Origin of the sequence: Herbaspirillum sp. C9C3, assembly GCF_013359625.1 — a bacterium.
GTDB lineage: Bacteria > Pseudomonadota > Gammaproteobacteria > Burkholderiales > Burkholderiaceae_D > Herbaspirillum.
Genome location: NZ_JABFMQ010000013.1, coordinates 125,179 through 138,250 on the forward strand (window position 1 = coordinate 125,179; position 13,072 = coordinate 138,250).

Annotated in this window: 14 protein-coding genes, 1 tRNA gene, 1 other RNA gene and 1 riboswitch; of the genes, 10 read left to right on the forward strand and 6 right to left on the reverse strand. The window is 59.5% G+C overall.

All coding sequences use genetic code 11. The annotated features are described in order from the left end of the window. Nucleotides 1-144: 144 nt before the first annotated feature. Nucleotides 145-321: non-coding RNA, 6S RNA (gene ssrS, locus HNO82_RS13910), on the forward strand. Nucleotides 322-375: 54 nt separating this feature from the next. Here ssrS and nrdR read toward each other — a convergent pair. Both nrdR and glyA read right to left on the reverse strand, forming a co-directional pair. Next, nucleotides 376-855 (reverse strand): transcriptional regulator NrdR, encoded by a 480-nt coding sequence (gene nrdR / locus HNO82_RS13915; protein ID WP_008326560.1) that lies wholly within the window; start codon nucleotides 853-855, stop codon nucleotides 376-378. A 255-nt stretch (nucleotides 856-1,110) separates the two neighbouring features. Continuing rightward, nucleotides 1,111-2,355, reverse strand: a complete 1,245-nt coding sequence (gene glyA, locus HNO82_RS13920) for a serine hydroxymethyltransferase (protein ID WP_008326559.1) — start codon at nucleotides 2,353-2,355, stop codon at nucleotides 1,111-1,113. A 141-nt stretch (nucleotides 2,356-2,496) separates the two neighbouring features. Beyond that, nucleotides 2,497-2,596: riboswitch (ZMP/ZTP riboswitch) on the reverse strand. Nucleotides 2,597-2,852: 256 nt separating this feature from the next. On the opposite strand from glyA, the gene HNO82_RS13925 reads away from it, so the two are divergent. From HNO82_RS13925 to HNO82_RS13965, 9 genes are all read left to right on the forward strand, one after another. Then, on the forward strand, nucleotides 2,853-3,605 hold the full coding sequence (locus HNO82_RS13925; protein WP_175344125.1) for an SDR family oxidoreductase: 753 nt from the start codon (nucleotides 2,853-2,855) through the stop codon (nucleotides 3,603-3,605). Nucleotides 3,606-3,792: 187 nt separating this feature from the next. Next, complete coding sequence (gene ybgC, locus HNO82_RS13930) at nucleotides 3,793-4,227, forward strand: tol-pal system-associated acyl-CoA thioesterase (protein ID WP_008326552.1); 435 nt, start codon at nucleotides 3,793-3,795, stop codon at nucleotides 4,225-4,227. Between the two features lie 222 nt (nucleotides 4,228-4,449). After that, the gene (gene tolQ, locus HNO82_RS13935; protein ID WP_008326550.1) at nucleotides 4,450-5,154 is read left to right on the forward strand and encodes a protein TolQ; all 705 of its coding nucleotides are present in this window, start codon (nucleotides 4,450-4,452) and stop codon (nucleotides 5,152-5,154) included. Further along, the gene (locus HNO82_RS13940) at nucleotides 5,154-5,588 is read left to right on the forward strand and encodes an ExbD/TolR family protein (RefSeq protein WP_008326548.1); all 435 of its coding nucleotides are present in this window, start codon (nucleotides 5,154-5,156) and stop codon (nucleotides 5,586-5,588) included. Before tolQ ends, HNO82_RS13940 begins: the two co-directional genes overlap by 1 nt. Nucleotides 5,589-5,605: 17 nt before the next feature. Continuing rightward, nucleotides 5,606-6,592 (forward strand): cell envelope integrity protein TolA, encoded by a 987-nt coding sequence (tolA, locus tag HNO82_RS13945; RefSeq protein ID WP_175344126.1) that lies wholly within the window; start codon nucleotides 5,606-5,608, stop codon nucleotides 6,590-6,592. A 3-nt stretch (nucleotides 6,593-6,595) separates the two neighbouring features. Further along, nucleotides 6,596-7,894, forward strand: a complete 1,299-nt coding sequence (gene tolB / locus HNO82_RS13950; RefSeq protein ID WP_008326546.1) for a Tol-Pal system beta propeller repeat protein TolB — start codon at nucleotides 6,596-6,598, stop codon at nucleotides 7,892-7,894. Nucleotides 7,895-7,937: 43 nt separating this feature from the next. Beyond that, a complete protein-coding gene (pal, locus tag HNO82_RS13955; protein ID WP_008326545.1) occupies nucleotides 7,938-8,456 on the forward strand; it encodes a peptidoglycan-associated lipoprotein Pal in 519 nt (172 codons plus the stop codon). 5 nt (nucleotides 8,457-8,461) lie between these two features. Beyond that, complete coding sequence (gene ybgF, locus HNO82_RS13960; RefSeq protein WP_175344127.1) at nucleotides 8,462-9,217, forward strand: tol-pal system protein YbgF; 756 nt, start codon at nucleotides 8,462-8,464, stop codon at nucleotides 9,215-9,217. A 102-nt stretch (nucleotides 9,218-9,319) separates the two neighbouring features. Continuing rightward, nucleotides 9,320-9,395, forward strand: a tRNA-Lys gene (locus tag HNO82_RS13965). 178 nt (nucleotides 9,396-9,573) lie between these two features. Here HNO82_RS13965 and HNO82_RS13970 read toward each other — a convergent pair. The 4 genes from HNO82_RS13970 to HNO82_RS13985 form a co-directional block, all read right to left on the reverse strand. After that, nucleotides 9,574-9,861, reverse strand: a complete 288-nt coding sequence (locus tag HNO82_RS13970) for a type II toxin-antitoxin system RelE/ParE family toxin (protein ID WP_175344128.1) — start codon at nucleotides 9,859-9,861, stop codon at nucleotides 9,574-9,576. Then, nucleotides 9,861-10,082 carry a TA system antitoxin ParD family protein gene (locus tag HNO82_RS13975; RefSeq protein WP_175344129.1) on the reverse strand — a complete coding sequence of 74 codons (222 nt, stop codon included), beginning with the start codon at nucleotides 10,080-10,082 and terminating at the stop codon, nucleotides 9,861-9,863. Before HNO82_RS13975 ends, HNO82_RS13970 begins: the two co-directional genes overlap by 1 nt. Before the next feature lie 180 nt (nucleotides 10,083-10,262). After that, on the reverse strand, nucleotides 10,263-12,428 hold the full coding sequence (locus HNO82_RS13980; protein WP_175344130.1) for a TonB-dependent receptor: 2,166 nt from the start codon (nucleotides 12,426-12,428) through the stop codon (nucleotides 10,263-10,265). A 74-nt stretch (nucleotides 12,429-12,502) separates the two neighbouring features. Continuing rightward, nucleotides 12,503-12,781 (reverse strand): hypothetical protein, encoded by a 279-nt coding sequence (locus tag HNO82_RS13985; protein ID WP_249777007.1) that lies wholly within the window; start codon nucleotides 12,779-12,781, stop codon nucleotides 12,503-12,505. Nucleotides 12,782-13,072 lie beyond the last annotated feature (291 nt).

The window sequence follows — 13,072 nt, forward strand, 5'->3', positions numbered from 1 at the left end:
CGTCCGCGTCAAGAAAATGGCTGCCCCGGGCAGCCATTTCGCTTTATTGCCGCCGCCGCAACACCTGCCCAAAATCCGGTTACAAAATCGTCGACTTATTTTCGACAGAGCTCTTGGAGGACGAACATGAATCGGTTAGACTTCGTACTCCTGCCGTGTTCGCGATTGCCATATATTCCTTGAACCATTTACGAGCATAGGCTGTGGGATTGTTCGATGGGCGTGAGCGTCGCTAGTCCGATGAACCCGAAATTGAACTACTGCAGCCAACTTGAACCGTCAGGTTCAGGATGCCGGCACAGCGGCACAGGCGGGACTTGATTCAAGAAAAACGGCTGCATCTGCAGCCGTTTTTTTATGCCCTTTCCGCTCGGGTCAGCTCTCGCGCTTCTTCGCGGCCTTGCGCTCCATCCCTACTTCATCGATGGCATCCTGGAATTCGGTCACGTCCTCGAAACTCTTGTAGACCGAGGCAAAGCGGATGTAGGCAATCTTGTCCAGGCGCTTCAGTTCGCGCATCACCAGTTCCCCCACCTGCCCCGACACCACTTCACGCTCGCCGCTTTGCAGCAGCTTGTCCTGGATGCTCTGGATGGCCATGTCGACCGCCTCGGCCGACACCGGGCGCTTGCGCAGCGCCAGCATGAGACTGCCACGCAGCTTGGCCGGATCGAATTCCGTGCGGCTGCCGTTCTTCTTGACGATCACCGGCATGGTCAGCTCGATGCGCTCATAGGTGGTGAAGCGCTTGTCGCAATTGCCGCAGCGGCGGCGGCGGCGGATCGAATGGCCGTCCTCGGACAGGCGCGTATCCAGCACCGGGGTGTCTTCGTGATTGCAAAATGGGCACTTCATGGTGGCTGTGATGTGATTGAGCTGGATAAGCTGGACAATGAGGGCTGCCCCTCGGGACTTCGGTGCTGCGCGGTCAGGGCGAACCCCGCAGTGTGGCATCGCCGTGCCGCCAGGACCATCGTATGGTAGTGCAGATAAGCGACGGCGCCCGCAGGAACGGGCGCCGTCAGGACCAACTTTTCAACTTTTCAACTTTTCAGAGATTGGCAGGAAACTTCATGCCGGCCCGCAACGGGCCGGCCCTGCCAACACCAATCAGCCGTAGACCGGGAAGGCTTCGGTCAGCTTCTTCACTTCGGCCTTGACGCGCTCAATGGTAGCGGCATCGTGCGGGTTGTCCAGCACGTCGGCGATGAGGTTGCCGACCTTCTCGGCTTCGGCTTCCTTGAAACCACGGGTGGTCATGGCCGGGCTGCCCAGGCGGATGCCCGAGGTCACGAATGGCTTTTCCGGGTCGTTGGGGATGCCGTTCTTGTTGCAGGTCATGTGGGCCGAACCCAGGATGGCTTCGGCTTCCTTGCCGGTCAGGCCCTTCGGGCGCAGGTCCACCAGCATCACGTGCGACTCGGTGCCGCCGGAGACGATGCGCAGGCCGCGCTTGATCAGGGTCTTGGCCAGCACGTCGGCGTTCTTCACCACTTGCTGCTGGTACGCCTTGAATTCGGGCGAAGCGGCTTCCTTGAAGGCCACGGCCTTGGCAGCGATGACGTGCATCAGCGGGCCGCCCTGGATACCGGGGAAGATGGCCGAGTTGATGGCCTTCTCGTGCTCGGCCTTCATCAGGATCACGCCACCGCGCGGGCCGCGCAGGGACTTGTGGGTGGTCGAGGTGACGAAGTCGGCGAAGGGCACCGGGTTCGGGTACACGCCTGCTGCGATCAGGCCGGCGTAGTGGGCCATGTCCACCATGAAGTAGGCACCGACTTCCTTGGCGATCTTGGCGAAGCGCTCGAAATCGATGCGCAGCGAGTAAGCCGAGGCGCCAGCGATGATCAGCTTGGGCTTCTTCTCACGGGCCAGGCGTTCCATGGCGTCGTAGTCGATTTCTTCCTTTTCGTTCAGGCCGTAGGAGACCACGTTGAACCACTTGCCCGACATGTTCAGTGCCATGCCGTGGGTCAGGTGGCCGCCTTCTGCCAGCGACATGCCCATGATGGTGTCGCCCGGCTTCAACATGGCGAAGAACACGCCCTGGTTGGCTTGGGAACCGGAGTTCGGTTGCACGTTGGCGGCTTCGGCGCCGAACAGGGCCTTCAGGCGGTCGATGGCCAGTTGCTCGGCCACGTCCACGAATTCACAGCCACCGTAGTAGCGCTTGCCCGGATAACCTTCGGCGTACTTGTTGGTCAGCTGCGAACCTTGCGCTTCCATCACCGCCGGCGAGGTGTAATTTTCCGAGGCGATCAGCTCGATGTGATCCTGCTGACGGGTGTTTTCCTTCTGGATGGCAGACCACAGGTCGGGATCGACTTTCGCGAGAGTCTGGTTCTTGTCAAACATGGTGTTTCTCCAAATTGATGAGCTGCGGCCGAAGATCGCGTCACCGGCAGCATGCGGACATGCCGGGTGCTCGACTTCCGAAATCGAATGAGGGCCTGAAAAAAAGAGTGGGATTGCGGGCAGCCTCAGTCGTACTGTCCATTCGGCTGCCCAGGCGCACGGCTGTTGAAATCTCACGCTTCCCGATGGATCCCCATCTTGGCCGCTTTTACACGGCGTTTCGCCAGTCACGTGAGACGAAATGGTGAGCGCATTGTAGTGAAACGGGGCGATTTGGGCAAGAACCATGGTGGCCGCGCAACAGCCCCCCGCTCCAAGGCCGATATGAAAGAAAAAGCGAGAGAACCATTGGAAAAAGCGAGCCCATCCTCGTAAAAAGCGGCTTTGGGCTACAATTTCGCTTCGTTCGTTTTTACCTCCGGACTGTCGGTGTGAAGCTTTATCCCGTTTCCCGACCCGGCACCGGTACCACCGCCACACAACAGGAGAATCAAGAGATGGTCGTGTTGATTACAGGAGCAACCGCAGGCTTCGGCGCCGCCATGGCGCGCAAATTTGCCGGCAACGGCCACAAGGTGATTGCCGCCGGTCGCCGCAAGGAGCGCCTGGATGAGCTGGTCAAGGAACTGGGGGCGGACAGGGTGCTGCCGCTGGTGCTGGACGTGACCAGCAAGGACTCGATCAACGCCGGCCTGGACAGCCTGTCGGGTGACTGGAAGCAGGTCGACGTGCTGATCAACAACGCCGGCCTGGCGCTGGGCCTGGGCCCGGCCCACGAAGTGGCGCTGTCGGACTGGGAAACCATGATCGACACCAACGTCAAGGGCTTGGTCACCATCACCCACGCCCTGCTGCCGGAGATGGTCAAGCGCGGCAGCGGCACCATCATCAACCTGGGCTCGGTGGCGGGGGCCTATCCGTATCCGGGCGGCAACGTCTACGGCGCCACCAAGGCCTTCGTCGACCAGTTCACCCTGAACCTGCGCGCCGACCTGGTGGGTACCGGCGTACGCGCCACCAACCTGGCCCCCGGCCTGTGCGGTGGCACCGAGTTCTCCAACGTGCGCTTCAAGGGCGATGATGGCGCGGCGGCCAAGGTCTATGAAGGAACCACCCCGCTGACGGCTGAAGATATCGCCGAAGCGGCCTTCTGGGTCGCTACCATGCCCGCCCATGTGAACATCAATTACATGGAACTGATGCCGACCTGCCAGGGCTTCAGCCCCTTCAACATCAAGCGCAAACAATAAGGGATGTGGAGTAAAATGGCGTTTTTGCCGAAGGCGCCCAGGCGCCGCAGGAACGCCATTTTCACCCGTTCCCGGGGCAGCGGTCGGTATGCACCCTGTCCGCTTGCCTACCGGCAATACCTTGATTGCTTGATTTCCCTGATTCTTTTGCCGCTGCCACAGCAGACTTTCCAATAACAAGAAGCATATGAGTGCCGCCAGTAGTCCATTCCACTGGAACATCCGGGTCTATTACGAAGACACCGACACCGGAGGCGTGGTCTTCTACGCCAACTACCTGAAGTTCTTCGAGCGCGCCCGCACGGAATGGCTGCGCTCCTTGGGCTTCCAGCAGCAACACCTGGCCGAGACCACCGGCGCCCTCTTCGTGGTCAGGAATACCAGCGTCGACTATCTCTCGCCCGCCCGTCTGGACGATGAACTCCGCCTGACCGTGGTGGTCGAAAAATGTCGAAATGCTTCCATGCAGTTCGTGCAGGAAGCCTGGCGCCTGCCGTCGGGGGACGGTCAGCCCGAGTTGCTGGCGCGTGGCAGCATCACCGTCGCCTGCGTGGACCAGACCACTTTCCGTCCACGCCCAATTCCTGACGAAGTGCTGACTTGCATCAAGAAGAGCACATGATGTCAACGGAAAAGCTCATCCGCGCCTTTATGGCTCAGGGATCCATGCCTGCTCGCAGCATGTTCTCACCGGCTGGGACGATCTGCCTCAGGGAAAACTTCTGTCCGTATTTGCCGTCTTTTGTTTCGTATTGCTGGCACGCCAACTGAACCAAACAAAACAAAAGATTTTTAACTCTCGACTTTCCTTTCAAACGCCGCCTCCAAGCCGCCACACTTTCCCATGAATGTCACACAAGACCTGTCCTTCATTTCACTGATCGCAAACGCGTCCGTCCTGGTGCAACTGGTGATGTTGCTGCTGCTGTCGGCTTCGGTCACCAGCTGGACCTACATCTTCCGCAAGATGTTCACCATCCGCTCGGCCCGTGTGCAGACCGAGGAATTCGAGCGCGTCTTCTGGTCTGGCGGCAACCTTTCGGCGCTGTACCAGGATGCCCTGTCCAACCGCCGCAAGGCCGGTGGCGCCGGTGGTGCGCTGGAGCGCATCTTCCAGGCCGGCATGGGTGAATTCACCAAGGCCAAGGCGTCGGTGGCAGCGCGTGGTGGTGCGGTCGATCCCGGCCTGCTGCTCGACGGTGCCCGCCGTGCCATGCGTGCGGCCTACCAGCGCGAGATGGATGCGCTGGAATCGCACCTGGCCTTCCTGGCCTCGGTCGGCTCGGTCTCCCCGTACGTGGGCCTGTTCGGTACCGTCTGGGGCATCATGAACGCCTTCCGTGGCCTGGCCAACGTGCAGCAGGCCACCCTGGCCGCCGTGGCCCCCGGCATTGCCGAAGCCCTGATCGCCACCGCCATCGGCCTGTTCGCGGCGATTCCGGCGGTGGTGGCCTACAACCGCTATTCGCACGATATCGACCGTCTGGCGATCCGCTTCGAGAGCTTCATCGAAGAGTTCTCCAACATCTTGCAACGTCAGGCACGCTAATGGCTGGCTCATCGATGCGCGGGGGGCGTCCCCGCAAGTTCAAGTCCGAGATCAACGTCGTGCCCTACATCGACGTGATGCTGGTGCTGCTCATCATCTTCATGGTGGCCACCCCCATTACGAATCCCAGCGTGATCAACCTGCCCACGGCAGGCAAGTCCACGCAGCCGCCCTCGGATTACATCGAGATTGCCTTGAAACCCAACGCCCAGGCCAGCATCCGCATCAATGGCCCCAAGAGCGGTGGCAAGAAGGCCGAGACCGTGACCGGCAAGACCGACCTGGCCGAGCGCCTGCGCAAGCTGCATGAAGACAATCCGGACCTGGCCGTGATGATCTCGGCCGACAAGGACATCAAGTACGACGATGTGGTGCAGGTCATCTCGGAAGCCAAGAAACAAGGAATCGCGCGGGTCGGCCTGGCCACCAAGTAAGCGCACAGCCGAGTGATATGAGCGATAACGCACACTACACCATCCCCAAGCCGCCCGGCCGCTGGCGCGCCATCACGCTGGCGCTGGTGATGCACGTGGCCTTGTTCCTGTTCTTCTGGATCGGCATCCGCTGGCAGAGCGAAACGCCGCTGACGGTGGAAGCCGAGATCTGGGATCCGCAATACAAGGAAGCCGCACCGCTGCCCACGCCGCCGCAACCGGAGCCGCAGCCCGTCGTGGTCGAGCCGCCGCAACCCCAGCCGCAGCCGCAACCTGAACCCAAGCCCGTTGCGCCCAAGGTGATCGACGAACCCAAGGTCGAGAAACCCGATATCGCCTTGCAGAAGGAGAAGGAAAAAAAGCGCAAGGAAGAGCAGGAAAAGCAGCAGCGCCTGGAACAGGAAAAGGCCGACAAGCTCAAGGCCGAGAAGGAAAAGGCCGACCGCGAGAAGAAGGAACAGGCCGAAAAGGACAAGGCTGATCGCGAGAAGAAGGAAAAACTGGAAGCCGACAAGCAGAAAAAGCTGAAGGAAGAGAAGCAGAAGGAAGAAGAAGCCAAGAAGAAGGCCGACGCCGAGAAGCAGGCTGCCGAGAAGAAGAAGCAGCAAGCCGCAGCCGACGCCAAGGCGGCCGAGCAGCGTCGCCAGGAAGACTTGAAACGCATGATGGGCCAGGCCACCAGCGCCACCGGCGGCAACGGCACGGCTGCGAAGTCGCAAGGTCCGAAGGGCAGCCCCAACTACGCCAACAAGTTGCGCGCGGTCATCAAGAGCAACACGGTCTTCGACAATAGCGGCGTCAGTGGAAACCCTGCCGGGGAGTACACTGTCGAATTGTTCCCGGACGGGACGGTGCGCAGCGTACGTGTGAACAAGCCTTCAGGTGTCCCGGGCTTCGACGATGCCGTGCGCACTGCCGTCATGAAGTCACAGCCCTTCCCGGCCGACACGGATGGCAAGGTACCGTCCAGCTTCACATTCACCCATTATCCGAAAGATCAGTAACCGATGATTAAAGCCCGTTACCTGACCCTGAGCCTGACCCGCATCGCCGCCGCCACCGTGGCCGTGGCCGGCCTGTCCTTCGCCCCGGCCTCGCAGGCGCAGATCCGCTTCGAGATCACCGGCGTGGGTGCCTCGCAGATTCCGGTGGCCATTGCCGCCTTCCCCGGCGAGGAGTCGGCCCCGCAACAGATCACCTCGGTGGTCAAGGCCGACCTGGCCAGGAGCGGCATCTTCAAGCTGATCGACAACAGTGATGCGCTCTCGGACTCCTCGGCCATCAACTATGCCGACTGGCAAAAGCGCGGCGCCAATGCGCTGGCCGTGGGCAGCGTCACGCGCCTGGCCGATGGCCGCTTCGACGTGCGTTATCGTCTCTTCGATACGGTACAGTCGACCCAGCTCTCGGCCCTGTCCATCGGTGCCCAGCCGCAACTGCTGCGCCTGACCGCACACAAGATCGCCGACGACATCTACCAGAAACTGACCGGCATTCCCGGCATCTTCTCCACCCGCATCTCCTACGTGACCAAGTCGGGCAACGAATACCGCCTGGAAGTCGCCGATGCCGATGGTGAAGGTACGCAAGTGGCACTGCGCTCCAACGAGCCCATCATCTCGCCGGCCTGGTCGCCGGACGGCACCAAGGTCGCCTATGTTTCCTTCGAGATGAAGAAGCCGGTGGTCTACATCCAGAACCTGGTCACCCGCCAGCGCTCCATCGTTGCCAACTTCAAGGGCAGCAACTCGGCCCCGGCCTGGTCGCCGGACGGCTCGCGCCTGGCCGTAGCCCTGACCCGCGATGGTCTGACCCAGGTCTACCTCATCAATGCCGACGGTTCGGGCCTGCGTCGCCTGACCAACAGTTCCGGCATCGATACCGAGCCGCAGTTCTCGCCCGATGGCGGCAGCATCTATTTCACCAGCGACCGCAGCGGCGGCCCGCAAATCTACAAGGTGGGCCTGGATGGTGGTACGCCCCAGCGCGTCACCTTCAATGGCAGCTACAACATCAGCCCGCGCATTTCGCCTGACGGCAAGACGCTGGCCTTCATCTCGCGTCGCGACGGTCTGTTCCAGCTGTATGCGCTGGATCTGACCAATGGCCAGGAGATTCGCCTCTCCGACGGTGGCCGCGACCAGTCGCCCAGCTTTGCGCCCAATGGCAAATACATCATGTACGCGACGGAATCTGGTCGTCGCGGATCCCTGGCCGTCGTCTCTGTTGATGGCCGAGTCAAACAGCGTCTGACGACGCAGGCCGGTGATATCAGGGAACCGACCTGGGGTCCGTTCATGAAATAAAGAAATCCAATATCACTTTCATCACGACAAGGAGAAATCCAAAATGCGCACTATCAGTACCTTCGCCCTCATCGTCTCCAGCGCTGTTCTGCTGGCCGCCTGCTCGTCGACCAAGCTGGACGACAAGGCCAACGCTCCCGTGCAGAACGGCGCCAGCAACGGCGCTGACACCCGCGCCGTGGGCACTGTCAACGCTGGTTCCGTCGATCCGCTGAACGACCCGCAAGGCGTGCTGGCCAAGCGTAGCGTGTACTTCGACTATGACAGCTACACCGTCAAGCCGGAATATCGTACCGTCATCGAAAACCACGCCAAGTACCTGGTGGCCCACAAGGACCGCAAGGTGATCATCCAGGGCAACACCGATGATCGCGGCGGCGCCGAATACAACCTGGCCCTGGGTCAGAAGCGTGCTGAAGCCGTCCGCAAGGCACTGGTCCTGCTGGGCGTGTCGGATGCCCAGGTGGAAGCGGTTTCCTTCGGCAAGGAAAAGCCCAAGGCACTGGGCCAGGATGAAGCGTCCTACGCCGAGAACCGTCGCGCTGACATCGCTTACCAATAATCGTCATGTATACCGCTTTCAAACTGAAATCGGTAACCGTGGCGGCCATGCTGGCCGCCACGGCTTTCCTACCGCTTACCGCCCGTGCCGGCCTGTTTGATGATGACGAGGCGCGCAAGGCCATCCTGGACATGCGTTCCAAGATCGAGGCCCTGCAGCGTGACGTCGCCAACAAGGCTGACAAGAACAGTGTCCTGACCCTTTCTGATCGCAATGACAATCTGCAATCCCAGATTGCGGCGCTGCGTGGCCAGATCGAGGTGCTGACCAACGAGATCACCAACGCCCAGCAACGCCAGAAGGATTTCTACGTCGACCTGGATGCCCGCCTGCGCAAGCTGGAGCCGCAACAGGTGCAGGTGGATGGCCAGACGGTCGCTGTGGGCGTGTCCGAACAGCAGGCCTATGATGCGGCCCTGTCGCAGTTCAAGGGTGGCGATTACAAGGGGGCGGCCAATGCCTTTGCCGACTTCCTCAAACGCTATCCGCAATCGGCCTATGCCGCCTCGGCGCAATACTGGCAAGGCAATGCCTTGTACGCCCAGCGCGACTACAAGGGAGCCATTGCTGCGCAGCAGGTGGTGGTGAAGAATTATCCGGACAACCCCAAGGCTGCTGACGCCCTGCTCAACATCGCCAGTTCGCAAGCCGAACTGAAGGACAAGGCAGCGGCCAAGAAGACCCTGGAACAGTTGATCGCCAAGTATCCGAACACCCCTGCCGCGCAGACCGGCAAGGACAGGATGGCCTCGCTCAAGTAAGGCATTCGGCTGTCTGTTCTGGCGTGACATGCGACCGATGGTCGTTTGTGACGCCAAAGTGTTGACACCGACGATAGCATTTGCCTATAATAGCGGTCTTTCGGGTCGTTAGCTCAGTTGGTAGAGCAGCGGACTTTTAATCCGTTGGTCGCAGGTTCGAGTCCCGCACGGCCTACCAGGAATTTGCAGTAGAAAAGAAAGCACTTACGAGAAATCGGAGTGCTTTTTTTTCGTCCATTGTTATGGGCTGCTCCTTCAAAAACCGGCCTTTGCCGGAATCTTGCCGGAACCGCCCCCCCTGACAGGTAGCTCCGCAGTGCGCCCGACCACTGGCACCAGGCGTCTTTCCCTGGATGTCAACGCTTCATCGCAGCGTAGAAGTTCCCATGTGACCCGATACTCAGCAAAACCAATTCCCTCGGCTTCTTCTTGTTTGGCTGCAACCGATAAGCAAGCAGTGTTTCCTGTTTGTTCACTTTGAACTTGTAGACGAACATCTCAGCCAAGTCCCCCTTCTTCTCTTCACCGGTCTTTGGATGGGCGGCAATATCCATGACGGCCTGATCAACCACCTTTTTATCTCGCGCGTGCATTTTTTTCACAACACGATCGAACGATGGCGTACCCAGAATTCTCAACACCATCACGCACCAAAGCGATATTCAGAGAGTTGACCAGCATCCGCTTCTGCAATGCCAATCAGAGTGTCTTTAATGAATTGAATCGGCAAATCAGGATTATCCTCAACTGCTTTACCCAGACGCGCCCAGTATTCAATCTGTTTCGGAACGGAGCGATGTTCAGCCAGAGCTCGCGGCTTCGCCATATCGACCAGTTCATCTGAAAGCTTCATTGCGGTTGCCATATAACCTCCTTGATATCGGCGTTTGATTTTATTTCCATATGCAACCTTTTACAACCTTTTGCAACCACTCGGTGCAAAAGAAAACAAGCCGCAACACGCGGCTTGTTTTCCGTTCATTACCAGCCTTGTAGACTTCCGCTTCTTCTGCGTGCAGCGCAGCGCGAGTAACTTCGCCCGCGATCAGAAGTGCTTCGTTACAGCCAGATACACCCCCCGCCGCTGCCCATATTGTGGCGCCCCCACACCTATCCCGCTGCCATCGCGGATTTCATACACCGCATCCAGCACGTTGATGGCACTCAGGCGCACCGTCGCATGACCAATCGGAGAATCCCTGAACTCATGCGCCACCGACAGATTGACGCTGGTGTAATAAGGCAGATGATCGGTATTGGCAAACCCGCTGCGCAAGCCGCTGCCCGATACCACGCTGCCGCTATAGGTGGTGTCGTGATAAACATAGGACGCCCCGGCCGATACCGTGATCGCCTGATCGTGATCCAGATGAACCCAGTGGTTGGCAATGTAGTCGAGTTCATCCTGGCCGAAATTGTATTGGCTCGATGAGATGTTCTTGCCCAATGCGGTAGCACGCGCCAGGTTGAAATAGGCCGCCAGATCGTCCTTGCGATAGTTCAGCGTCAGCTCCACACCATAGATCTTCCCCTGTGAATAATTGAACGGCGTATAAAGCAGCGCAGAACCAAACTGCCCTTCATCGAGCAGGTTGGTGATCTGCTTGTAATAACCATCCACACCCAGCGTCAGCTGGTTGGTCAGCTTGTGGCTCACACCCAGGTCATAGGTATTGGACCGCTCCGGCTGCACCGCATCGTTGCCACTGGTCGGCGATGCACCGGTCGTGTTGGCGAAGTTGTTGATGGTACTGGCCGGGATCAGCTCACTGGTCGGCGGCGTGAAGTAGCGCGCATAGCCGGCATGCAAGGTGGTGCGCTCATTGAGCTGATACACCACGCCGATGCGCGGGCTCAGCTGACTACCGGTCACATAGGCATTCAACTCGTCAAAGCGTGCACCGTAATTGAGTGTGAGCGCGTCCGTGATCTTCCATTCGTCCTGCAGATAGACACCCACTTCGGTGGTGATCTTGCGACTGCCATCACTGATCGCAATGGGCGTGTCGCTGCTCTGGTTGCCGTTGGCGTCGGCCGGCAAGGTCAGGGATTGATCGCTGTTGGTCAGCGTTTCACGCGTATAGGAAAAGCCGCTGCGCAAGGTATGGCGGTCATTGAGACGATAACTGCCGTCGGCCTGCAAGCCATTGGCCAGGCCCGCGCGGGCGACCTTGGTCGATACGCCGGTGTACATCAGGTCCCCCAGCGTGTCCGGCTGGAACTTCACGCCCGTATAGCGGCTGAAGGCAGCGACCTGGTAATCGATGTCCTCGCCGATCACTCCCTGCAACGACAGGATGCCGTAGCGGGTGATCTCATCCTGGGTTTCGTTCAGGTTCTCGGACGCGACGTTGGCACCCGCAACATTGAAACTCGGCGTCTGCCCCGCCGTGTTGGGAATCTGAAAGTGACTGTTGGTATTGCCCAGGATCAGGCTCAGGCGCGTATCAGGATTGATCAGATAGGAGAAATACCCGAAGGCCTTGCTCTGAGTGGTGCGGTCATGCAATGCCGAAGAAGCGCCGGTGGGATTTTCGATACCCAGATTGTTGGCATCCAGCGAACCGGTGACGTAATAACTGATGCCGTTGACGACGCCATTGGCCTGGCCATTGACCTGGCGCGTGTTGTTGCTGCCCATGACCACGCCGATATCCCCGCCCGGCGTCAGGCCGGCAGTCTTGGTATGGATATCGACGATACCGGCGGTGCGATACCCGTATTGCGCCGGCAAGGCTCCGGTGAGCAGATTGACGCTATCGACGAAACGCGTGTCCAGCGTTTGTCCAAAACCGGAAATGCTTTCCGGCAGCAGGATTCCGTTAAGACGATATTGCAGATTGGCATGGTCGCCACGCACGTGCAACTGGCCATAAGAATCCTGCGCCACGCCCGGCGCTTGCAGCAGCAAGTCATTGAACGGGGTGTTCTCTCCCTGCGGCAGGGCCTGGATATCCTTTGGCCCAATGTGATAGGCACTGCTGCCGGTTTCGACCAGGATGCCATTGCGAGCCCGGTCAAGGCGTTCGGAAGAAACCGAAATGGTCGGCAGGGCAGCGGCGGCGCCCGAGGCATCAGCGGTGTTCTGTACGTCAGTGCCACCGGGTGACGTTGTGGAAACGGATTGCGCACAGGCAGGAATCGAAACGCTGCCGTAAGCGAGGGCGATAAGGGTGCTCAGGGCGCTGAGCCGCAAGAGATTGAAAGACATGAGGGTTTCCCAGGAATGAACGAAGCCGGACTGCGCTCCTTGCGAGGCAGTCTTCAGAATGAATTCAGAGTGAGTCAGTGCCGCGAAGACGCAACGGGTGGGGCCTGGGAATAAGGGGCAAGATAAGGGCTGACGGACTGCCGGAAGAAATACGCAGGCGCCGCCACGGTGCTGCCTGCGAGGAAATACTGCACGGCCGACAGATCGGGCTGCGACACCTCAAGGGGAGGCGGCAGGTCTTGTTCGGCCAGCTGACAGGCGACGCAATCGTCGCTCTTGTCGCTCAATGCGTGATGATGAAAACCACTGCACCATAGCTGTAGCACCACGATCACGATGGCCAGCAAGACCATGACGTAGTGATACCCAAGGGCGCGCCCGGGCAATGAAGGAGGGCTTTTGCAATAGTGTTGCATTTGCCGGAATCTTATAGGGACCGGTAAATATATGCAACATTGTTGCAAATTATGGTGATGCCGGTGCACCATCACAGCTGCGGCCTGTGCCGGAAAAACTCGTAAAGCCGAAGACCCCTGCTTTTCCTCAGAAGATCTAGGGCCTGTTCACATTCAATCTGTGAGTGCGAGAGGTCGCCAAGCGTTGGCTGCCTAGGCGCAGCGACGCGCCGTGGTGGTGCCACGGCA